The following is an 18,788-nucleotide window of genomic DNA, read 5'->3' as shown; positions in this document are numbered from 1 at the left end:
GACTGTCCCGGCCTCGACAAGGTGAAGCGGATTTTGGAATTGGGGCTTTCAAGAATTTGATTGCGACCCCTCTCGGAAATCCGGTCTGCCGGCTGGTCGCCTTCGGAGCTGACGACAGCGACCGCCATAGCGGTCACCTGATGCGGGACGACGCTGAGGATCCGGGGCTTCAGTTCTTCGAAGACCCGCAGGAATTCATGATCGCACTGCGTGCCGGCGCCGCCGTTGCCGACAGCCGCGTCGTCCTTCCATGGGAATCGGAGGGGGGGACTCCTCGCCGATCATGCCGAACCGTAACCGGGAGAACCTGCCTTCAGCGTTGAACGCTATTGGCGCCGCCAGGGGCCTCGGATCCGCGCTCATGCGCGAGGCGATCACGCTCGCCCGAAATACGCGCCACGCGCGTCTCGAACTTAAATTTCTTGGCTAAAACAATGTGATGCAGGCGCATAGCGCGGCGATCTGCGCCACGTTTCCAAGAATGCGATAGCAATTTGGTCGCAACAATCAACGCGTCGTCCGAGGGTTCATGAGCCCACCCGGCGACACATTTTGATATTCAGTTATTCAAAAACCACTTTACATTGCCCTTACTCGACCTTATTTCTCAACTTAATATTGTGCAATGCGAAGGGGCTTCCAATGGCCTTGCCGAAGGTGAAGGAGAGCGACGAGTTCAGCGATCTCGCTCAACTGGTCGATAGTGCGCGGGACGCCGCCGATTTTCTGAAGGCTTTGGCGCATGAATCGCGCCTGTTGATCCTGTGCCTGTTGTCGGAAGGCGAGTGTTCGGTCAGCGACCTCGAAATGAAGCTCGCGCAGCGGCAGTCCACCGTCTCCCAGCAATTGGCGCGATTGCGCCTGGAAGGCTTGGTTTCGTACCGCCGCGAGGGCAAATCGATTTATTACAGCCTGGCCAACGACGACGTGCGGACGATCCTGAGCGCGGTCCACAAAGTTTTCTGCCGCAAACCGTGATCTCCACTCGCCCGAATTGTCAGGCCACGTGCTTGATGACGAAGCGATAGACCCCGCCATCCGACGTGGATTCGATCAGTTCATTGCCTGTCGTCCGGCAAAAAGCGGCGAAATCCGCGACCGATCCGGGGTCGGTCGCGAGTATCTCAAGCGTGCCGCCCGCGGGGACTTCCTTCAACGTCTTTTTTGCGCGAAGGATTGGCAGGGGGCAATTCAAGCCCTTGGCGTCGAGCGTTTTATCGGCCATCGTCTTCCTCTTGGCTTTGTTTGAACGAAGTTTTCAGATGAACAGGTTGATGTCGGATTTCAGCGCCTTTTCCATATAGGTCGCGGCTCCGCCCAGTTCGACGCCGTCGATCAAATCCGATTTCTGGAATTCGAACAGGTCGAGCGTCATCTGGCAGGCGATCATCCTGACATCGGATTCGATCGCCGCCTCGCGCAAATCTTCGATCGAGGCGACGCCCTTTTTCTTGATGAGGTTCTTCATCATCACTGTCGCGCCGGCGTCCACGCCGGGGATCATGTTGACGATGTTCGGCATGGCCATGTGCATGCCCATCAGCGGCATTTTCATCGCCGCATTGCCTAGCGCCGTCACCTGCAGGTCAAGCTTTTTCTTCAAGAGCTCAAGCCCGTAGAAGGTGAAGAACAAGGTGACGTCCACGCCCATGGCGGCTGCGGTCGTCGCCAGGATGAAGGGCGGATATGCCCAGTCCAGCGACCCTTTGGTGACGATGATCGTCATGGTCTTGGCGTTGTTGCCGCCCGTGTTCATAGCCTCGGTCATTACCTGATCCTCAAGAACTTTAGCGAAACCCACATCGTCAAGACGTGCGTCAATCCGATGTGACCTTTTTCAGCTTTCCAATTCCCAGCATATTGAGGGCGGCCGTCTCGTAAAACGGCTCGCTTTCGCCCTTGCGCATCTTGCGGATGAAATATTTCTCGAATCCGATCTTGGCCGCATGGACCCAGCGGCCCGACGCCGACCAGTTGACATTGCGCGGAGGAATCTGCGGCTGGGCGACAAAAGCGACGCCGGTGTCGCCAAAATCGGCGAGGCAGATCGCGTTCCAGGTTCCCCGATAGATCGGCTTGCGGCCGCGCAAAATCTCGCCGATGTTTTTCGCGGCGGCGGTGACCATGGACTCGATCATGAAGCCGGTCTTCGGCACGCCGCAGGGCACGGGCGTCGGCCCCATCGGCGGGATGGCGACACAGACGCCGACCGAGAAGACATTCTTGTATTTCTGATTCTGCTGATGCTCGTCCACCAGGACGAAACCGCGCGGATTGACGAGTCCCTCGATGCCGCGCAAGGGCTTGATGCCGCGGAAGGCGGGCAGCATCATCGCCATGCCGAAGGGCAGTTCGCGGGTCGCCTTGACGGCGCCGTCGTCCGCGATTTCCTCCACCACCATTTTGCCGCTCTCGACCTTCTTCACGCGCGAGCTGGTCATCCATTTGATGTGCTTTTCGCGCAGCGCGCTTTCGAGAAGGCCCTTGGTGTCGCCGACGCCGTCAAGGCCAAGATGGCCGATATAGGGCTCGGAGGTCACGAAGGTCATCGGAACCTGATCGCGAATCTTGCGGCGGCGCAGTTCGGCCTCCACGATGAAGGTGAATTCATAGGCCGGCCCGTAGCAGGATGCGCCCTGGACCGCGCCGGTGATGATCGGGCCGGGCTTCTTGCAGAATTCCTCCAGGCTCAGCGCGATCTTTTCGGCATGGTCAATATGGCAGACCGAACTGGTGTGGCCCTCGGGGCCGAGACCCTCGATCTCGTCAAAAGCAAGTTCGGGACCGGTGGCGATGACCAGATAATCGTAATTGAGGGTCGAGCCGTCTTCGAGTTCGAGGCGGTTGGCTTCCGGATCGAGTTTGGCGACGGGCACGGGCCTGAATTCGATGCCGCGGCGCGCGAAGGTCGGAGCCAGGTCGATCTCGACCGCTTCCCGCGTCCGCCAACCGACGGCCACCCATGGGTTGGACGGCACGAAATGATAGACAGGATCCTTGGTGACGACTGTAAGCCGATCTTCCGGCCGCATCGCATCCTTCATTTCATAAGCCATGATAACGCCGGCCAGACCGGCGCCCATGATGACGATATCGGCCATGCTCTCCTCCCACGCGGCGCTGCTTTTCGCAGTCGCCCCGCCCGCTTTTTTATATTCATATTAGCTTATTCGTATTTATGTGATTGTCGAGTGGATTTCCGTCGATAACCGCCTTCTTTTTTCGTCGCATTCCCATTTTGTCTTCAATCGCGGGCGTCGGCGGCCTTTCCGCCCTTCGGCCAGTCGTTGATTTTCAACGGGAAAAGCCAGTCGCCGGCGGCGCTCTTCGCGCCTTCGCCACTCTCGCGCTATTGTCCGCGCCGCGCCCTTCGATTTTTCGTTCCGCCCTGACGTCGCTCATCCGGCCGGTGAAAGCGGCCATCGCCGGCGTTTCCTTACTATCATCGGCCAGAGGCGAGCCTGTCCCGGAGCGCAAGGAACAATCGTTCCGATGATCCTTGATGCTGATCACCCCCCCTGCGGGACGCGCGTTTTTCAAACGGCGAACTTGATCAGACTCAGCACGGTGAGGCTGATGAACGCCGAGGCGAACAATCCCAGCGCCAGCGGTCGAACCCCGGCCGAAAACACATGCCGCAGATTGGTGTGAAGTCCCATGGCCGCCATGGCCATCGACAGCAGGAAAGTCGTTGCAGCGCGGATCGGAGCGCTGACCTCGACGGGAATCGCAATCAGGCTGTTCAATCCCGCCATGGCGAGAAAGCCGACCAGGAACCACGGGAAAGGCGGCTTGCCGCGCGCGCCTTCGCCGGCGAAGCCCAGGCGAACGCTCAACTCGCCGAGCAGGATGATCACCGGCGCCATCATTGCGACGCGCGTCAACTTGGCGATCGTCCCAATGAAAAGCGCCTCGTGACCGCCTTGCGACGAGGCGAAAACCGCCTGCGCAACCTCATGCACCGAGGCGCCGGCCCACAGGCCATAAGCCGCATCCGACAGATGCAGGACATCCTTGAGCGCCGGATAAAGGAACATGGCGATCGTGCCGAACAAAGTCACGCCCGCCACAGCGTAAGCCGCGTCGTCGTCCTCGCCGCCGGTCGCCGCCTTCGCCGCCACGATCGCCGAGGCGCCGCAAATCGACGTGCCGACGCCGATCAGCAGCGAAAGACCGCCCGAAACGCCCAGCAGCCGCCCCACCGCCATCGTCGCGGCGAGCGTGGCCAGCAGCCCAAACGCGATAATGGCGAGCCCGCCGAAGCCGACTTCAGCGGCCTGTTGCGCCGTGATTTGCAGCCCGATCAGGATGATCGAGAGACGCAGGATGCGGCGCAGGGAGAAATTCACGCCTTCATCCGTTCCTGGGATCTTGCCGAGACTGTTATGGATCACGGCGCCGATCAGGATCGCGAGGATCATCGGGCTCAGCTTGTCCACGCCGGGTATGTAGCGCAAGGCGTATGCAAGCACGGCGATGCCGGCCGTCAACGCCAGCCCCGGCAACAGGGCGAGGACGGGATTTTTCTTGTGAACGGCCGGAGCTGCGGCGGGGATTGTGGTCATGCGACGGTCTGCCCTCTCTGAACCGTCGCTTTATCAAACATTAAAATGTATCGATCCATCGCATAATTATGGTCGAATCATTCGATGATTTCGATCATTCTTCCGGGCTTCGCGATTGGGCCCATTCCATCATCATCTTTCCCCATTGTCCGGCTGCGGCGGCGTCAATTTCCAGAATCGTGAAGCGGCCGCCCTCCCGGATCGTCACGCGCAACAGCGTCATGCCGCTTTCATATGCGACTTCGTCGAGCTTCACGTTCCGACCGTAAGGTGCGGCGATCTCGCCGATCTCACGCTTGCGAGTGGCGGTCATCGGCCATTAAAATGTATCGATCCATCGTATAATTATGGTCGAATCATTCGATGATTTCGATCATTCTTCCGGGCTTCGCGATTGGGCCCATTCCATCATCATCTTTCCCCATTGTCCGGCTGCGGCGGCGTCAATTTCCAGAATCGTGAAGCGGCCGCCCTCCCGGATCGTCACGCGCAACAGCGTCATGCCGCTTTCATATGCGACTTCGTCGAGCTTCACGTTCCGACCGTAAGGTGCGGCGATCTCGCCGATCTCACGCTTGCGAGTGGCGGTCATCGGCGCGGACTTTCGGCGCTGTAGAAGGCCAGCTCCAGACGCTGCTCCCATTTCCGCGGCGTGTCCGTAAATTCCGGCTTGATGTCGAAATACAGATGGATTTCGCCGTCGCGCGCCGCCTGAATGACCTTCTCCTCAAGTTCGGCGAAGGACTTCATTTCGGGGTTGGAGATGATGAGTTCGCTGATCCGCGCCATTTTTCCTCCTGGGGTGAGTCGATCCTGTTGTGAAACCTAACGCGACAAAGGAGCCGCCGGCATTGTCCGTCGTCCTGGAAAGCAGCCCGATCGTGCAGAACGTTATTGCACAAGACGCCCTGGCCTGGCGTGAGCTTGACGGCGCGGGCCAGGGGTTCGGCATCGATCAAGGCGAGCAGATGCTCCGCCGCCGCCCGGGTCGCCTCGTCCCGCCATTCGACATATTTCTTCCGCGCCGTATAGCGCATGGCGAGCGCACCCGAATCGTCGAGAAAAAAAACCGGTCCCGCATTGGCCGCGCGAACACGTCCGGAGTCATCGACCGCCTCGGGAATGGTCATGGCCTCGGGATGCGTCAGCAGGCGCAGCCCCCCGGGGTCGGCGTCGCGCAACCTCAGATAGGCAAGCTCATGATCGAGCAGGCGGTTCTCCCCGCCCTGCTCGGCCGCCTCGGCACAATGCAGGATCATGGCCCGCACGCAATGCGACGGTCCGTGGTAATTGTAATATCCGTCGGTATGCCAGGCGATCCGACGGTTGGTATAGGGAATATAGCCGGCCCGCCCGCCGCCCTGCGCGACCTCGATGCGCACGACCCCGTTGCGGTTGGCCGAGCGGTGATCTTCCAGGGCGCGCAAGCCGAAGGATCTCGTGAACGCCAGCAGCATTTCATCCAGCGCGTCTTCATCGGGCGGCGCGAGCCGCCATTCATAAAGCGCCATATTGGTCGCCGCGATCTGCGCCAGCAGGGACCGGCGCTCGTCTTCCGAAATCGACCGGGAATCGGCGATCGGCGTCGGCGAGACCCCTATCGCCGCCTCCAGCCGACCGAGCTTGGCGCGTCGCCAACGCCGCCACGAATCCGTATCGTCGAGCGAAAACACGGCGGGGCCCCAACCGTTGGCCACCCCCGCGTCCACATAATAACATATTGATTTAATGTTATTTTTATCAGTCGAGTGGAAATTCTGCATTTCTTTTGTCTCTACCTATTCTCATATTCGCATTTTCTGTTATTATCGCAACATCAAATAAAAACGAGCGGGCCAAATCCGGCGCAGACCGGCAATGGCGCACAGGGAAAAGCGCGGGGCGGCCGACCTTGATTGAGTCGCCCAAGGGAGGATTGCAATGTCGCAGGACGATTCCATTCGCACGGAAGATGACGGCGTGTCGTCGCCGCTCCATCCGACCCCCATGCTGGACGAACTCGAGACCGGCCCCTGGCCAAGCTTCGTCACTGGCCTCAAGCGGCTGCGCGACAACGCCGACGCGCAATATGCGCCAATGATGAACGACCTGCTCGGCCAGCTCGAACATTCCTACGAGAACCGCCTCGGCTACTGGAAGGGCGGCACGGTTTCCGTCTTCGGCTATGGTGGCGGCGTGATCCCGCGCTTTTCCGAAGTCGCGGGCAAGTTTCCGGCCTCGAAAGAATTCCATACGTTGCGCGTGCAGCCGCCGGCTGGCATGCATTACGACACCGACACCTTGCGCAAGCTCTGCGATATCTGGGAGAGGCACGGCTCTGGCCTGATCGCCTTCCACGGCCAGAGCGGCGACATCATGTTCCAGGGCTGCTCGACCGAAAACGTCCAGCCCGCTTTCGATGAGCTGAATGAAGCGGGATTCGACCTTGGCGGCGCCGGCCCGGCCCTGCGCACGTCGATGAGCTGCGTCGGGCACGCGCGCTGCGAAATGTCCTGCTACGACGAAGTGAAGGCGCATCGCTCCGTCATCAATGAATTCCTGGACGAGATGCATCGTCCCGCCCTGCCCTATAAATTCAAGTTCAAGTTTTCCGGCTGCGGCAACGATTGCGTCAACGCCATTCATCGCGCCGATTTCGCTGTGATCGGCACCTGGCGCGACGACATGAAGGTCAACCAGGACGAGGTGAAAGCTTATGTCGCGCGGGTCGGCCGCAAATATGCGATCGACCAGGTCATCACCCGGTGCCCGACGCGAGCGCTGAGCCTGAACGACGACGATACGCTCGATGTCGACAACAGGTCGTGCGTGCGCTGCATGCATTGCCTGAACGTGATGAACAAGGCGCTCTCGCCGGGCGATGACCGTGGCGCCTCCATCCTGATCGGCGGCAAGCGGGCGCTGAAGGTCGGCGACCTGATGGGCACGATGATGATTCCCTTCATCAAGCTCGAGACCGACGAGGATTACGAAAACCTTGTCGCGCTGGCGCGCAGAATGCTCGAATTTTTCGCCGACAACGCGCTCGAACACGAGCGCATTGGCGAAACGATCGACCGCATCGGCCTGCCGGCCTTCCTCGAAGCGGTCGGAATCGATCCCGATCCGAACATGGTCAATCACCCGCGCACGTCTTGCTATGTCCGCACGGATGACTTCACCGACGAGGCCGACAAATATTTCGAACGCAAGGCGCGTGAAGCCGGGCTGAACGTCGCGGCCGACTGAAATTTCGAACAAGAAAGGCGCCGTGGAATCGGCGCCGCCAAAATAGAATTTTCGGAGGAAATCGAATGAGCAGCGCCCCGGCCATGCGCCGTCCCGACGAAATTGGTGTTCCCGACCCCTTCCCGCTGATGCATCCGCTGATGGTCAAGAACTACGGCGCCTGGGCATGGCATGATCGTCCGCGTCCTGGCGTCCTGCACCATGTCGCCAAGAGCGGCGACGAAATCTGGACCGTGCGCGCCGGCACCCAGCGCCAGATGGATGTCTTCACGATCAGAAGACTCTGCGACATCGCCGATCAATTCGGTGAAGGCCATGTCCGGTTCACCACCCGCTCGAATATCGAGTTCATGGTCGCCGATCAGGCAAAGGTTGCGCCCTTGATCGAGGCGCTCGGGAAAGAGGGCTTTCCGATCGGCGGCACCGGCAATTCGGTGTCGATGATTTCGCACACCCAGGGATGGCTGCATTGCGACATTCCCGGCACCGACGCCTCCGGCGTGGTGAAGAGCCTGATGGACATGATGCATCATGAATTCATCAGCGAGGAAATGCCCAATCGCGTCCGGATCACCACCTCCTGCTGCCAGATCAATTGCGGCGGGCAGGGCGACATTTCCATCAACGTGCAATACACGAAGCCGCCGAAGATCAACCACGACCTCGTGTCGAAAGTTTGCGAAAGGCCGGCTGTCGTCGCGCGTTGCCCGGTCGCCGCGATTCGTCCGGCGATGGTCAATGGCAAGCCGTCGCTGGAAGTCGACGAACAGAAATGCGTGTGCTGCGGCGCCTGCTATCCGCCCTGCCCGCCGATGCAGATCAACGGCGCGGATTCGACCAAGATCGCCGTCTGGGTTGGCGGCAAGCACTCCAACGCGCGTTCCAAGCCGACCTTCCACAAGCTGGTCGTCGCCAATCTGCCCAACAATGCTCCGCGCTGGCCAGAGGTCGAGCAGGTCGTGAAAACGATCCTTTATGCTTACAAGGACAACGCCAGGGATTACGAGCGCATGGGCGAGTGGATCGACCGCATCGGCTGGCCGCGTTTCTTCGAACTGACCGGCTTCGCCTTCACCAAGCACCATCTCGACACCTGGGCCGGCGCCCGCAAGACGATGAACATGTCGGCCCACGTTCACTTCTAAGTTTTGGCGCCGCCGTTCGCGGCGGCGCCTTCCTCCCATTCGCATTTGTTCAGTGAGGTCGTCTTGCGCTTCGCCATCCAGATCAATGAAGGCCCCTATACGCATCAGGCGTCGGACACAGCCTATCGTTTCGCAAAGGCCGCACTGGAGAAGGGACACGAGATTTTCCGCGTATTCTTCTACCACGACGGCGTGAACAACGGCACGCGCTACACGGTGCCGCCGCAGGACGACCGCAATTTGCAGAAGCTGTGGAGCGAACTTGCGGAGAGCCACAAGCTCGATCTCGTCGTCTGTATCGCGGCGGCGCAACGGCGCGGCATTCTCGACGCGAATGAAGCAAAGCGGCAGGGCAAGGACGGCGACAATATCGCCCCCGGTTTCCGCATCTCGGGTCTCGGGCAATTGATCGAGGCCGGGATTGAGTCCGACCGCATGGTCGTCTTTGGCGATTGAGGGACAGGACATGACCGACGAAAACACGAAGAAGAAATTTCTCTATCTCAATCGCAAGGCCCCCTTCGGCACAATCTATGCGCTGGAGTCTCTGGAAGTCGTGCTGATCGGCGCGGCCTTCGAACAGGACGTCAGCCTGGCCTTCATCGATGACGGCGTTTTCCAGTTGATGAACAACCAGGACGCAACCGCCGCCGGCATGAAAAACTTTTCCAAGATCTATCGGGCGCTTGGCGATTACGAGGTGCGCAAGCTCTATGTCGAAAAGGAATCGCTCGATCTTCGCGGTCTGACGGTCGGCGATCTGATGCCGGTCACATACGAGGACGAAGACGAAAATTACGAGGAGAAGCCCTCGATCCGCGTCGTCGACAGGGCGGAAATGGCGAAGCTGATCGCCGGCCACGACGTCATTCTGAGCTTTTGAGGCCTTCCTCATGTCCACTTTGCACACTGTCAACAAATCGCCTTACGAGCGCAATGCCTTGAAGAGCTGCCTCGACCACCTTTCGGCCGGCGACCTCGTCCTCTTGATCGAGGACGGCGTGCTCGCGGCGCGCAAGGGAGGCGCTTTCGCCCAGGTGTTGGGCGACGTCGGGCGTAGCTGCAAGATTTACGCGCTGAATCCCGATCTTGCCGCGCGCGGCATCGCGGTTGGCGATCTCGTCGAAGGAATTCAAACCGTCGATTACGGCGGCTTTGTCGATCTCGCAGCCGACGCGACGCGCGTCTGCGCGTGGCTTTAATTTGCAAATCCTTGGGAGAAACGAATGTCGGGCTATCAAGTGAATGGTTCAGTCGTTGAACATGATGAAGAAGGCTATCTCACTGACATTGGTCAGTGGAGCAAAGATATCGCCGAGGTGATCGCCAAGGCTGAGCAGATCAACATGACCGACGAGCACTGGGAAGTGGTCAACTTCCTGCGTGACTACTACGAAGAATATCAAATCGCCCCCGCGGTTCGCATCCTGGTTAAGGAAATGACCAAGAAATACGGCAAGGAAAAGGGCGACCAGAAGGCGCTCTACGCCTTGTTCCCTTATGGGCCGGCCAAACAGGCGTGCAAGATCGCCGGTCTGCCCAAGCCGACCGGTTGCGTGTAACGCCGCGCTAAAGGATCCGAAGGGCCAAGCAAGAGCCCACGGATCCGGGAGGAAACAATGCTGACGACAATTTACGCGACGGCGTTTTACGCGGCGTCGCTGCTGCTGGCTGTCGCCCTTTTTCGGCGCATCTGGCTCTATGCAGCGACCCCCGCTCCGTTGAAGATCCCTACCACGCCTGCGCCCACGACCAAGGGCGGCGTAGCGCTGAGGATGCTGCGCGAAGTGACGCTGTTTGAGAGCCTGTTCAAGGCCAACAAGTGGATCTGGCTGTTCGGCTGGATTTTCCACATGGCCTTGGCCGTCGTCCTGCTGCGCCATCTCCGCTATTTCCTGCAGCCTGTTCCCACTCTTGTCGCGCTGGTCCAGCCCTTGGGCGTGCTCGCCGGCTTCGCCATGGTCGGCGCCCTTGCGGCGCTCTGGGTCCGGCGCATTGTCGTCGAGCGCATCCGCTATATCACCGGCCCGTCCGACCATCTGATGCTGGCGCTGCTCATTGCAATCGGATGCAGCGGCCTCGCCATGAAATATCTGGCGCGCACCGATATTGTCTCGGTGAAGGAATTCTTCCTCGGCCTGATGTATTTCGATTGGCGTCCGCTGCCCGCCGATCCAGCCCTCCTCGTCCACCTTTCCTTGGTGCTGACGCTGATGGTCGTCTTTCCCTTTTCCAAACTTCTGCACGCGCCGGGCGTCTTCTTCAGCCCCTCGCGCAATCAGGCCGACGACAGCCGCGAACGCCGCCACGTTCCGCCCGCCAGGCTCGAATCGACCCCCCGTCGCGCTTGAGGATTCTTGAAATGGCCGAAGCAAAAAGCGATTTCGATCCGAAGGACAGGGGCCACGGCGATCCGCTCGAATTGCCGCGCCTGGCTTGCGGCGCCATGGCCGAATCGAAACCCTACGTCGCCACGTCGGGGCAGCAGAACGCGCTCGGCTTTCCGGGCGAACTGGCTCCCGACTGGCATGACAAGGCTATCGCGCGGCTCGGCGAACTTGTCGACAATTCGAGGGCTCTGCGCGTCTATCTCGATTCCTGCGTCAAATGCGGGGCCTGCACCGACAAGTGTCATTATTTCCTCGGCACGTCGGACCCGAAAAACATGCCGGTCGCGCGGCAGGACCTTTTGCGGAAGGTCTATCGCCGCCACTTCACCTTCGCCGGAAAATATTTCCCCTGGCTGGTCGGCGCCGCGGATTTGACCAAGGACGTGCTCGAAGACTGGTACAGCTATTTCCATCAATGTTCGCAATGCCGCCGCTGCTCCGTCTATTGCCCCTATGGCATCGACACGGCCGAAATCTCGATGGCCGGGCGCGACATCATGGACACGATCGGCCTCGGCCAGAAATACTCCAACGAGATCATCGGCAAGGTTTTCAATATCGGCAATAATCTCGGCCTGCCGCCCAAGGCCCTTCGCAACACGCTCGAAGGTCTGGAAGAGGAGATCGAGGAGGAAACCGGCGTCGCCGTCAAATTGCCGCTGGACGAAAAGGGCGCCGACATTCTTCTGGTTACGCCGAGCGCGGATTTTTTCGCTTCGCCGCATATGGAAGGCCTGATCGGCTATGCCAAAGTGCTGCACGAGGCAGGGGTTTCGTGGACCTTTTCCACCCATGCCTCCGAAGCGGCCAATTTCGGCATGTTCATCGGCTCGCAGGAGAACATGCAGAAGGTCGCGTTGCGCATCCGCGCGGCTGCGCAGGATCTCGGCGTGAAACGTCTGCTGTTCGGCGAATGCGGCCATGCCTGGCGCGTCGCCTATTCATTCCTCGATACGCTGGCGGGACCGTTCGACTTTCTCGACAAGAACTATCCGATTCCCCAACATATCATCGAATTCACGCATGATATGATCGAGCGGGGCAAGCTGAAATTCGACAAGTCGAAAAACGACGAATACCGGCTGACCTTCCATGATTCCTGCAATGTCGCGCGCGCGTCGCGCATGGGGAACAAACCAGGCGGGCAGTTCGAATTGCCGCGGGAAATCCTGCGCGCGGTTTGCAATCATTATTTTGACATGGCGCCCGAAACGATCCGTGAGCAGACCTTCTGCTGCGGCGGCGGCGGCGGTCTGCTCACGGATGAACTGATGGACGTCCGCACCAAGGGCGCCATGCCGCGCATGCGCGCGCTGAACGATGTCGCCGAAGAACACGGCGTGACGCATATGGCGGCGATTTGCGCGATCTGCAAAGCGCAGTTCTCGAAAGTCCTGCCGCAATACGGATTCGATCGGGAGGGCATCGTCAGCGTGCACCAGATGGTGTCGAACGCGATCATCCTGACCGGTTCGAAGCAAGCGGAAGAATTTGAGCGGCGCAATCTCGTCGCCACGGCGAAATAGGGAGAAGAGGCGATGAATGAAGCGGCTCAAACGAAAGGTCTTACCTTCCGTCGATTCAAGAACGGTCAATCGCCTTGGGATCCCCAGGATCTGACCAAGAAGATCTTCCAGCAAGACAAGAGCTATAAATGCCCGACCTATGTCCATCGTGCGCCCCCATGTCAGGGTGGCTGCCCGTCTGGCCATGACATTCGCGGCTGGCTGGCGATCGCGCGCGGCATGGACAAGCCGCCGGTGGCGGGCATGTCCTGGCAGGAATACGCCTTTACCCGCATGATGGAAGCCAATCCCTTCCCCGCCTCGATGGGACGCGTCTGCCCTGCGCCTTGCGAAGACGGCTGCAACCGCAACGAGGTCGACGATTTCGTCGGCATCAACGGCGTCGAACAATATGTCGGCGACTGGGCGATCCAGAACAATCTGCAGGCTCCAAAGCCGCCGGAATTGTCGGGCAAGCGCATCGCCGTGATCGGCGGCGGTCCAGGCGGTCTGTCCGCGGCCTATTTCCTGCGCCAGAAGGGCCATGCGGTCACGATCTTCGAGGCGCATGATCATCTCGGCGGCATGATGCGTTTTGGCATTCCCGGCTATCGCACGCCGCGCGACATGTTGGACGCCGAAATCGCCCGCATCACCTCGATGGACGGCGTCGAGGTGAGGACCGGCGTGCGGGTCGGCCGCGACATTTCGATGGAAGAGCTCGACAAGGACTACGACGCTGTGTTCTGGGCGATCGGCGCACAAAAGGGCCGTCCCCTGCCGGTTCCCGGAGGCGACGCGATCAATTGCATCACGGGCGTCGAATTTCTCGATACGTTCAATCGCGGCTGGCTGTTTTCGACGGCGAAGCAGATCGTCGTGGTCGGCGGCGGCGACACGTCGATCGACGTCGCTTCGGTGGCGCGCCGTCTCGGCCATATCGGCCATTCGCATAAGCATGACGACGCGGCGGCCTCGCCGGGCGAGTTCGGCTATACCGCGCACGACGTCACGGGCGCGCTCGAACGCGAGGGCGTCTCCGCTGTTCTGACCACGCTGTTCCCGGTCGAGAAGATGACCGCCGCCGAACGCGAGCGCGAGGACGCGAAGCGCGAAGGCATCGAGATCAAGGGCTCGATCATGCCGCTCGAAGTCATCAAAGACGAGCAGGGCAAGGCGACCGGCCTGCGCATGTGCGAATGCAGCATGAAGGGCAATGTGCCGATTCCCGTCGAGGGCACGGAATTCACGCTCCCATGCGACATGATCATTTCGGCGATCGGCCAGATGGCCGACTTGTCGGAGGGCCTGGAGAGTCTCGACAGCGGACGGGGCGCCATCGCCATCGACGGCGTTTATAAAGTCCGCGGCAAGGAAAAGCATTTCGCCGGGGGCGACGTCGTCCGCCCGCATCTGCTGACGACGGCGATCGGCCATGGCCGCATCGCCTCGGAAACGATCGACCATTTCCTGCATGGCGAACTGGAGGACAAGCGCCCGAAAGTGGACGTGCACCAATTCAACCTGCTGGAAGAATTGCACACGCGCCATCTCGATCCGTCGCCCTATGAACACATGCAGGTTCGCGGCACCGACCACGCGAAATTCGCGGTTCACAATTACGAAGATCGCGGATCGTCGCAGATCATCCCGCACACCCAGTTGTTCAAGGGCCACTTCGGCTATGTCGCCCGCTCGACCCGCGACGAGCGCCACGTCGACGCCTCGCATGTGCTGGGCGACTTCGCCGAGCGCATCATCGGATTCACGGAGGAGCAGGCGCAGACGGAAGGCAAGCGCTGCATGTCCTGCGGCATGTGCTTCGAATGCGACAATTGCGTGATCTACTGTCCGCAGACGGCGGTGTTCCGCGTGCCCAAGAAAGAGCGCGCTACCGGCCGTTATGTCGACACCGACTACAAGAAATGCATCGGCTGCCACATTTGCGCGGATGTCTGCCCGACCGGATACATCCAGATGGGCCTTGGGGAATAGCATGCGCGCCCTGCGAAATATCTTCGCCGCAACCCTGTTTCTCGTGGGCGCAGCGGTTCTGTCGCTCGCGAGCGCGGCCCGGGCCGAGGACGGCGCCGGGCGGACGCCCGCGCCGCACCCGCCGCGCGCCCAGGGCGAGCATTGCGTCGCCGACACCGCGTTCATGCGCCGCAATCACATGCTGATGATGTTCGACCACCGCAAGGAGGCTGTGCATCAGGGCGTTCGGACGCCCCAGTTCAGCCTCGCGGGCTGCGTCTCCTGTCATGCGGTCAAGGGCGAAGACGGAAAGCCGGTGTCCTTCGCGAGCGAAAAACATTTCTGCCGCTCCTGCCATTCCTACGCGGCTGTTCAGATCGACTGCTTCGAATGTCACGCCTCGCGTCCCGAAGCGCCGAAACAGGCCGTCGACGCCGGCGGCGCGGACATCGACAAGCTCGCGGCTTACCTCCGGGAGACCAAACAATGAGCTCGTGTTCGGGCGGCTGCGCCAAGACTGGATGCGCCAAGACTGGATGCGCCAACACCGGCGTCGACCGGCGGGGACTGTTGCGGACGGCGGGCGCCTTCGCCGCGACTCTGCTCGCGCCGGGCGTGACCCTCTATGCCTTCGGCGCGCGAGACGCTCAGGCGCGCCCGGCCGGCGAGCCCGCCTCCGCCAATGTGCGCTGGGGAATGCTTATCGACCTCAATAAATGCAAACCCGGCTGCAACGCCTGCGTCACGGCCTGCAACGAGGAAAACGGACTGAAAAGTTCCGGGCGGCCGGAAATCGACGCGCAATGGATTCGCAAGGTCACCCTTCGCAACGCCGCGACCGGCGTTATCCAGGAGGCGCCGGTCATGTGCCAGCATTGCGAAAATCCGCCCTGCGTGGACGTTTGCCCCACCGGGGCCTCGTTCAAGCGCGCCGACGGCATCGTGCTGGTTGACAAGCACATCTGCATCGGCTGCCGCTATTGCATGATGGCCTGTCCGTTCAAGGCGCGCTCCTTCGTCCATGAGGAGCACGACGACCAGAAGGTCAACGCGCCGCGCGGCAAGGGAACGGTCGAGGGATGCACGCTCTGTGTCGATCGTATCGACGCCGGACGCAAGCCGGCCTGCGTCGAGGCCTGCGCACGCGAAGGCGGCGCCATGATCTTCGGCGATCTCAACGACCCCGAAAGCGAAATCTCCAAAAAGCTTCGCCAATTGCCGACGACGAAATTGCGCGCCGACCTCGCCGTCGCGCCAGCCGTCACTTACGCCAATCTGTAAACCTCCGGGAGAGCGCCAATGGCGCAGCAGAAATATCGCCGGTTGACCTCGCACACGCCTCTGTTCTGGCTGTTGATCGCGCTGCACGTCATCGCCATCGCGGCGGGAGTGGCGGCCGCGCTCTATATGGAGACGCATGGCCACGGCGTGACCGGCATGAGCAACCAGATCGTCTGGGGCGCGCCCCACGTCTTCGCGGTCTTCCTGATCGTCTCCGCCTCCGGCGCGCTGAACGTCGCCTCTGTTTCGTCCGTTTTCAATCGCCTGAATTACAAGCCCTTCGCCCGCCTTTCCGGCATCCTGGCCATCGCGCTGCTTGTCGGCGGCCTGATGGTTCTGGTGCTTGACCTCGGCCGCCCGGAGCGCGTCTTCGTCGCGATGACGACCTATAATTTCCGTTCGATCTTCGCCTGGAACATCTATCTCTATTCGGGTTTTGTGGCGATCGTCGCTTTCTATCTGTTCGCCATGATGGACCGGCGCGCGTCGCGCAATCAGCTCTTCGGCAAGATCATGGGCTCGACCGCTTTCGTCTGGCGGCTCCTCCTGACCATGGGCACAGGATCGATCTTCGGATTTCTGATCGCCCGCGACGCCTATTACGGCGCGATCATGGCGCCCCTGTTCATCGCTTCGTCGCTGGTTTACGGGCTCGCCTTCACCGTTCTGGTGCTCGTGACCATGTCTCATGAGACGAGCAACCAGCTCATGCCCGAGGAGATGGTCGGCAAGTTTCGCGGTCTGCTCTCCCTGTTCATCCTCGCGACATTGTTCCTGACCCTGATTTCCCATCTCACCAAGATCTATGCGGCGCCCTTCCGAGGCGTCGAAGCCTTCCTGCTGCACGATGGCGGCGTCTATCCGCTGGCGTTCTGGCTGGGGCAAATTCTCATCGGCTCGCTCGCGCCGCTCGCCCTGCTCGCCCTTGCCGACAATGGTCCGACCGGACGGAAAATGCTCGCCCTGGCGTCGCTGCTCCTTCTGCTCGGCGGGCTGGCGCAATTCTACGTCATCATCATCGGCGGCCAGGCCTATCCCCTCAATATCTTCCCCGGCTATGTCGCTTCGAGCTCCTTCTTCGACGGCGCCATCAACGCCTATACGCCGAGCGCGCCGGAGATTCTTCTTGGAATCAGCGGGGTGTCCATCGCCATGTTGATCGCGGCGCTGGGCTGCCGGCTGCTGCCCTTCCTGCCGGAGGCGCCAGCCAAGAGCGAAGGCGCCCGGCCATGACGAGATTTTTCATTTCCGCCGCGATCAAGTCCTCGGGCAAGACGACGGTTTCGATCGGGCTGGCGGCGGCCATCGCGGCGCGAGGCCTGAAGATCCAGACCTTCAAGAAGGGGCCGGACTATATCGATCCGATGTGGCTGGCCCGCGCGTCCGGCCGCGCGAGCTACAATCTCGATTTCAACACCCAAAGTTCCGATGAAATCCTTGCGCTTTACGGCCGCGCCTATGGCGACGCCGGCGTCGCCTTGATCGAGGGCAACAAAGGCCTGCATGACGGCGTCGATCCGCGCGGCGGCGATTCGTCGGCCGCCCTGGCGAAGCTGCTGCGCGCGCCGGTCGTTCTCGTCATTGATACGACCGGCATGGCGCGCGGAATCGCCCCGCTGCTTCTCGGCTATCGCAAATTCGATCCTGACGTCGAATTCGCCGGCGTCATTCTCAACAAGGTCGGCGCGGCCCGGCAGGAAAGCAAGCTTCGGCAGGCAATCGAAAATTACACCGACCTGCCCGTCCTGGGCGCGATCGGCCGAGACAACGCCCTGAATATCGACGAGCGTCACCTCGGCCTGACGACTCCGGCCGAAACCGGGCAATGCGGGGCGTTGATCGCTCGCGCGCGCGACGCCGTCCTGAGCGGCGTAGATCTCGACGCCTTGCTCGCCAGCGCCGCGCGGCCCGAAGCGCGCGGCGCGCCGCAACTTCGCGCGCTCTCCACGCCCGATGTCGTCCTCGCCGTGGCGCGCGACGCCGCTTTCGGCTTCTACTATTCGGACGACCTCGAGGCCCTGGAAAAGGCCGGCGCGCGGCTCGCTTTTTTCGACGCCTTGCACGACCGCGACCTCCCCCCATGCGATGGACTTTTGATCGGCGGCGGTTTTCCCGAAACCCAGATGGAGGCGCTTTCGGCGAATGTCTCGCTTCGCGAAAACATCCGCGCGGCGATCGAAGGCGGACTGCCGACCTATGCCGAATGCGGCGGCATGATGTATCTGACCCGCGCGATCTCCTTTCGCGGCGAACGTCACGAGATGGTCGGCGTCATTCCGGCCGATTCCGTGATGGGCGAGCGCCCGCAGGGACGCGGCCTGGTGCGCGTCGAGGAGACGCCGGATTTCCCATGGCCAGGCGAGTCCGGCGCTGCGGCCGTCCCGGCCCACGAATTCCATTACGCGCGCCTTGAAAACGTCGCGCCAGACCTGCGTTACGCGTGGCGCGTGAAACGGGGATATGGCATCGACGGCGAACGCGACGGGATCGTGATCGGCAATCTCCTCGCCGGCTTCACACATCAGCGCGATACGGCTCGCCATCGCTGGACGGATCGTTTCGTTTCATTCGTCCGCATGCGGAAAGAACAGCAAATAAACTCATCGCTCCCCGAGGACTCGGGAGCCGCTCAAACGAGGGTAGGACCATGCGTTACGCGCAATTCTTCCAGGATGCGATCGGCCAGCTGAAGTTGGAGCG

The 18,788-nt window shown here is 61.0% G+C and carries 22 protein-coding genes; 14 read left to right on the top strand and 8 right to left on the bottom strand.

Annotated elements, in window-relative coordinates:
* Positions 1–642 precede the first annotated feature (642 nt).
* Positions 643–978, top strand: coding sequence for an ArsR/SmtB family transcription factor (locus QM467_RS19380; RefSeq protein ID WP_283367984.1), 336 nt, complete (start codon positions 643–645; stop codon positions 976–978).
* A gap of 19 nt (positions 979–997) precedes the next feature.
* On the opposite strand, the gene QM467_RS19375 is transcribed toward QM467_RS19380, so the two are convergent.
* From QM467_RS19375 to QM467_RS19340, 8 genes are all read right to left on the bottom strand, one after another.
* Positions 998–1,225 carry a sulfurtransferase TusA family protein gene (locus QM467_RS19375; protein WP_283367983.1) on the bottom strand — a complete coding sequence of 76 codons (228 nt, stop codon included), beginning with the start codon at positions 1,223–1,225 and terminating at the stop codon, positions 998–1,000.
* A 33-nt stretch (positions 1,226–1,258) separates the two neighbouring features.
* Positions 1,259–1,768 carry a sulfur carrier protein DsrE2 gene (dsrE2, locus tag QM467_RS19370; protein WP_283367982.1) on the bottom strand — a complete coding sequence of 170 codons (510 nt, stop codon included), beginning with the start codon at positions 1,766–1,768 and terminating at the stop codon, positions 1,259–1,261.
* Between the two features lie 49 nt (positions 1,769–1,817).
* Entirely contained in the window at positions 1,818–3,101 is a 1,284-nt protein-coding gene (locus QM467_RS19365; protein ID WP_283367981.1) for an NAD(P)/FAD-dependent oxidoreductase, read from the bottom strand.
* Positions 3,102–3,536: 435 nt separating this feature from the next.
* Positions 3,537–4,565 (bottom strand): YeiH family protein, encoded by a 1,029-nt coding sequence (locus QM467_RS19360; RefSeq protein WP_283367980.1) that lies wholly within the window; start codon positions 4,563–4,565, stop codon positions 3,537–3,539.
* 94 nt (positions 4,566–4,659) lie between these two features.
* Complete coding sequence (locus QM467_RS19355) at positions 4,660–4,878, bottom strand: DUF6967 family protein (protein ID WP_283367979.1); 219 nt, start codon at positions 4,876–4,878, stop codon at positions 4,660–4,662.
* A gap of 60 nt (positions 4,879–4,938) precedes the next feature.
* The gene (locus tag QM467_RS19350) at positions 4,939–5,157 is read right to left on the bottom strand and encodes a DUF6967 family protein (RefSeq protein WP_283367979.1); all 219 of its coding nucleotides are present in this window, start codon (positions 5,155–5,157) and stop codon (positions 4,939–4,941) included.
* Positions 5,154–5,354, bottom strand: coding sequence for a sulfur relay protein DsrC (locus QM467_RS19345; RefSeq protein WP_283367978.1), 201 nt, complete (start codon positions 5,352–5,354; stop codon positions 5,154–5,156). Before QM467_RS19345 ends, QM467_RS19350 begins: the two co-directional genes overlap by 4 nt.
* Positions 5,312–6,262, bottom strand: a complete 951-nt coding sequence (locus QM467_RS19340) for a TauD/TfdA family dioxygenase (RefSeq protein WP_283367977.1) — start codon at positions 6,260–6,262, stop codon at positions 5,312–5,314. Before QM467_RS19340 ends, QM467_RS19345 begins: the two co-directional genes overlap by 43 nt.
* Before the next feature lie 223 nt (positions 6,263–6,485).
* Here QM467_RS19340 and dsrA point away from each other — a divergent pair, with 223 nt between their 5' ends.
* From dsrA to QM467_RS19275, 13 genes are all read left to right on the top strand, one after another.
* On the top strand, positions 6,486–7,793 hold the full coding sequence (gene dsrA, locus QM467_RS19335) for a dissimilatory-type sulfite reductase subunit alpha (RefSeq protein WP_283367976.1): 1,308 nt from the start codon (positions 6,486–6,488) through the stop codon (positions 7,791–7,793).
* A 65-nt stretch (positions 7,794–7,858) separates the two neighbouring features.
* On the top strand, positions 7,859–8,938 hold the full coding sequence (gene dsrB / locus QM467_RS19330; protein WP_283367975.1) for a dissimilatory-type sulfite reductase subunit beta: 1,080 nt from the start codon (positions 7,859–7,861) through the stop codon (positions 8,936–8,938).
* 63 nt (positions 8,939–9,001) lie between these two features.
* Positions 9,002–9,394, top strand: coding sequence for a sulfurtransferase complex subunit TusD (tusD, locus tag QM467_RS19325; RefSeq protein ID WP_283367974.1), 393 nt, complete (start codon positions 9,002–9,004; stop codon positions 9,392–9,394).
* A 10-nt stretch (positions 9,395–9,404) separates the two neighbouring features.
* Complete coding sequence (tusC, locus tag QM467_RS19320) at positions 9,405–9,821, top strand: sulfurtransferase complex subunit TusC (protein ID WP_283367973.1); 417 nt, start codon at positions 9,405–9,407, stop codon at positions 9,819–9,821.
* Positions 9,822–9,831: 10 nt separating this feature from the next.
* Positions 9,832–10,140 (top strand): sulfurtransferase complex subunit TusB, encoded by a 309-nt coding sequence (gene tusB, locus QM467_RS19315; protein WP_283367972.1) that lies wholly within the window; start codon positions 9,832–9,834, stop codon positions 10,138–10,140.
* Positions 10,141–10,164: 24 nt separating this feature from the next.
* Positions 10,165–10,500 (top strand): TusE/DsrC/DsvC family sulfur relay protein, encoded by a 336-nt coding sequence (locus QM467_RS19310; RefSeq protein ID WP_283367971.1) that lies wholly within the window; start codon positions 10,165–10,167, stop codon positions 10,498–10,500.
* 57 nt (positions 10,501–10,557) lie between these two features.
* Positions 10,558–11,289 (top strand): respiratory nitrate reductase subunit gamma, encoded by a 732-nt coding sequence (locus QM467_RS19305; RefSeq protein WP_283367970.1) that lies wholly within the window; start codon positions 10,558–10,560, stop codon positions 11,287–11,289.
* An 11-nt stretch (positions 11,290–11,300) separates the two neighbouring features.
* Complete coding sequence (dsrK, locus tag QM467_RS19300) at positions 11,301–12,854, top strand: sulfate reduction electron transfer complex DsrMKJOP subunit DsrK (RefSeq protein WP_283367969.1); 1,554 nt, start codon at positions 11,301–11,303, stop codon at positions 12,852–12,854.
* A gap of 12 nt (positions 12,855–12,866) precedes the next feature.
* Entirely contained in the window at positions 12,867–14,828 is a 1,962-nt protein-coding gene (locus QM467_RS19295) for an NAD(P)-binding protein (RefSeq protein ID WP_283367968.1), read from the top strand.
* Between the two features lies 1 nt (position 14,829).
* Positions 14,830–15,297 carry a hypothetical protein gene (locus QM467_RS19290; protein ID WP_283367967.1) on the top strand — a complete coding sequence of 156 codons (468 nt, stop codon included), beginning with the start codon at positions 14,830–14,832 and terminating at the stop codon, positions 15,295–15,297.
* Positions 15,294–16,088: a sulfate reduction electron transfer complex DsrMKJOP subunit DsrO gene (dsrO, locus tag QM467_RS19285; RefSeq protein WP_283367966.1), complete on the top strand. Its 795-nt coding sequence runs from the start codon at positions 15,294–15,296 to the stop codon at positions 16,086–16,088. Before QM467_RS19290 ends, dsrO begins: the two co-directional genes overlap by 4 nt.
* Before the next feature lie 18 nt (positions 16,089–16,106).
* Complete coding sequence (gene nrfD / locus QM467_RS19280; protein WP_283367965.1) at positions 16,107–17,321, top strand: NrfD/PsrC family molybdoenzyme membrane anchor subunit; 1,215 nt, start codon at positions 16,107–16,109, stop codon at positions 17,319–17,321.
* Positions 17,318–18,778 (top strand): cobyrinate a,c-diamide synthase, encoded by a 1,461-nt coding sequence (locus QM467_RS19275; protein ID WP_283367964.1) that lies wholly within the window; start codon positions 17,318–17,320, stop codon positions 18,776–18,778. Before nrfD ends, QM467_RS19275 begins: the two co-directional genes overlap by 4 nt.
* Positions 18,779–18,788 lie beyond the last annotated feature (10 nt).

The sequence above is a fragment of the Rhodoblastus sp. 17X3 genome, from assembly GCF_030056575.1.
Classification (GTDB): Bacteria; Pseudomonadota; Alphaproteobacteria; order Rhizobiales; family Beijerinckiaceae; genus Rhodoblastus.
This window is presented reverse-complemented; position numbering and strand designations above follow the sequence as displayed.

What these genes read in the sequence shown, in the direction of transcription:
- QM467_RS19310 (WP_283367971.1), top strand. Translation starts at nt 10,165, where the DNA reads ATGTCGGGCTATCAAGTGAATGGTTCAGTCGTTGAACATGATGAAGAA.
- dsrB (WP_283367975.1), top strand. Translation starts at nt 7,859, where the DNA reads ATGAGCAGCGCCCCGGCCATGCGCCGTCCCGACGAAATTGGTGTTCCC.
- nrfD (WP_283367965.1), top strand. Translation starts at nt 16,107, where the DNA reads ATGGCGCAGCAGAAATATCGCCGGTTGACCTCGCACACGCCTCTGTTC.
- dsrO (WP_283367966.1), top strand. Translation starts at nt 15,294, where the DNA reads ATGAGCTCGTGTTCGGGCGGCTGCGCCAAGACTGGATGCGCCAAGACT.
- QM467_RS19290 (WP_283367967.1), top strand. Translation starts at nt 14,830, where the DNA reads ATGCGCGCCCTGCGAAATATCTTCGCCGCAACCCTGTTTCTCGTGGGC.
- QM467_RS19275 (WP_283367964.1), top strand. Translation starts at nt 17,318, where the DNA reads ATGACGAGATTTTTCATTTCCGCCGCGATCAAGTCCTCGGGCAAGACG.
- dsrE2 (WP_283367982.1), bottom strand. Translation starts at nt 1,768, where the DNA reads ATGACCGAGGCTATGAACACGGGCGGCAACAACGCCAAGACCATGACG.
- QM467_RS19295 (WP_283367968.1), top strand. Translation starts at nt 12,867, where the DNA reads ATGAATGAAGCGGCTCAAACGAAAGGTCTTACCTTCCGTCGATTCAAG.
- QM467_RS19350 (WP_283367979.1), bottom strand. Translation starts at nt 5,157, where the DNA reads ATGACCGCCACTCGCAAGCGTGAGATCGGCGAGATCGCCGCACCTTAC.
- QM467_RS19365 (WP_283367981.1), bottom strand. Translation starts at nt 3,101, where the DNA reads ATGGCCGATATCGTCATCATGGGCGCCGGTCTGGCCGGCGTTATCATG.
- QM467_RS19380 (WP_283367984.1), top strand. Translation starts at nt 643, where the DNA reads ATGGCCTTGCCGAAGGTGAAGGAGAGCGACGAGTTCAGCGATCTCGCT.
- dsrA (WP_283367976.1), top strand. Translation starts at nt 6,486, where the DNA reads ATGTCGCAGGACGATTCCATTCGCACGGAAGATGACGGCGTGTCGTCG.
- QM467_RS19375 (WP_283367983.1), bottom strand. Translation starts at nt 1,225, where the DNA reads ATGGCCGATAAAACGCTCGACGCCAAGGGCTTGAATTGCCCCCTGCCA.
- QM467_RS19345 (WP_283367978.1), bottom strand. Translation starts at nt 5,354, where the DNA reads ATGGCGCGGATCAGCGAACTCATCATCTCCAACCCCGAAATGAAGTCC.
- dsrK (WP_283367969.1), top strand. Translation starts at nt 11,301, where the DNA reads ATGGCCGAAGCAAAAAGCGATTTCGATCCGAAGGACAGGGGCCACGGC.
- tusC (WP_283367973.1), top strand. Translation starts at nt 9,405, where the DNA reads ATGACCGACGAAAACACGAAGAAGAAATTTCTCTATCTCAATCGCAAG.
- QM467_RS19305 (WP_283367970.1), top strand. Translation starts at nt 10,558, where the DNA reads ATGCTGACGACAATTTACGCGACGGCGTTTTACGCGGCGTCGCTGCTG.
- tusB (WP_283367972.1), top strand. Translation starts at nt 9,832, where the DNA reads ATGTCCACTTTGCACACTGTCAACAAATCGCCTTACGAGCGCAATGCC.
- QM467_RS19360 (WP_283367980.1), bottom strand. Translation starts at nt 4,565, where the DNA reads ATGACCACAATCCCCGCCGCAGCTCCGGCCGTTCACAAGAAAAATCCC.
- QM467_RS19355 (WP_283367979.1), bottom strand. Translation starts at nt 4,878, where the DNA reads ATGACCGCCACTCGCAAGCGTGAGATCGGCGAGATCGCCGCACCTTAC.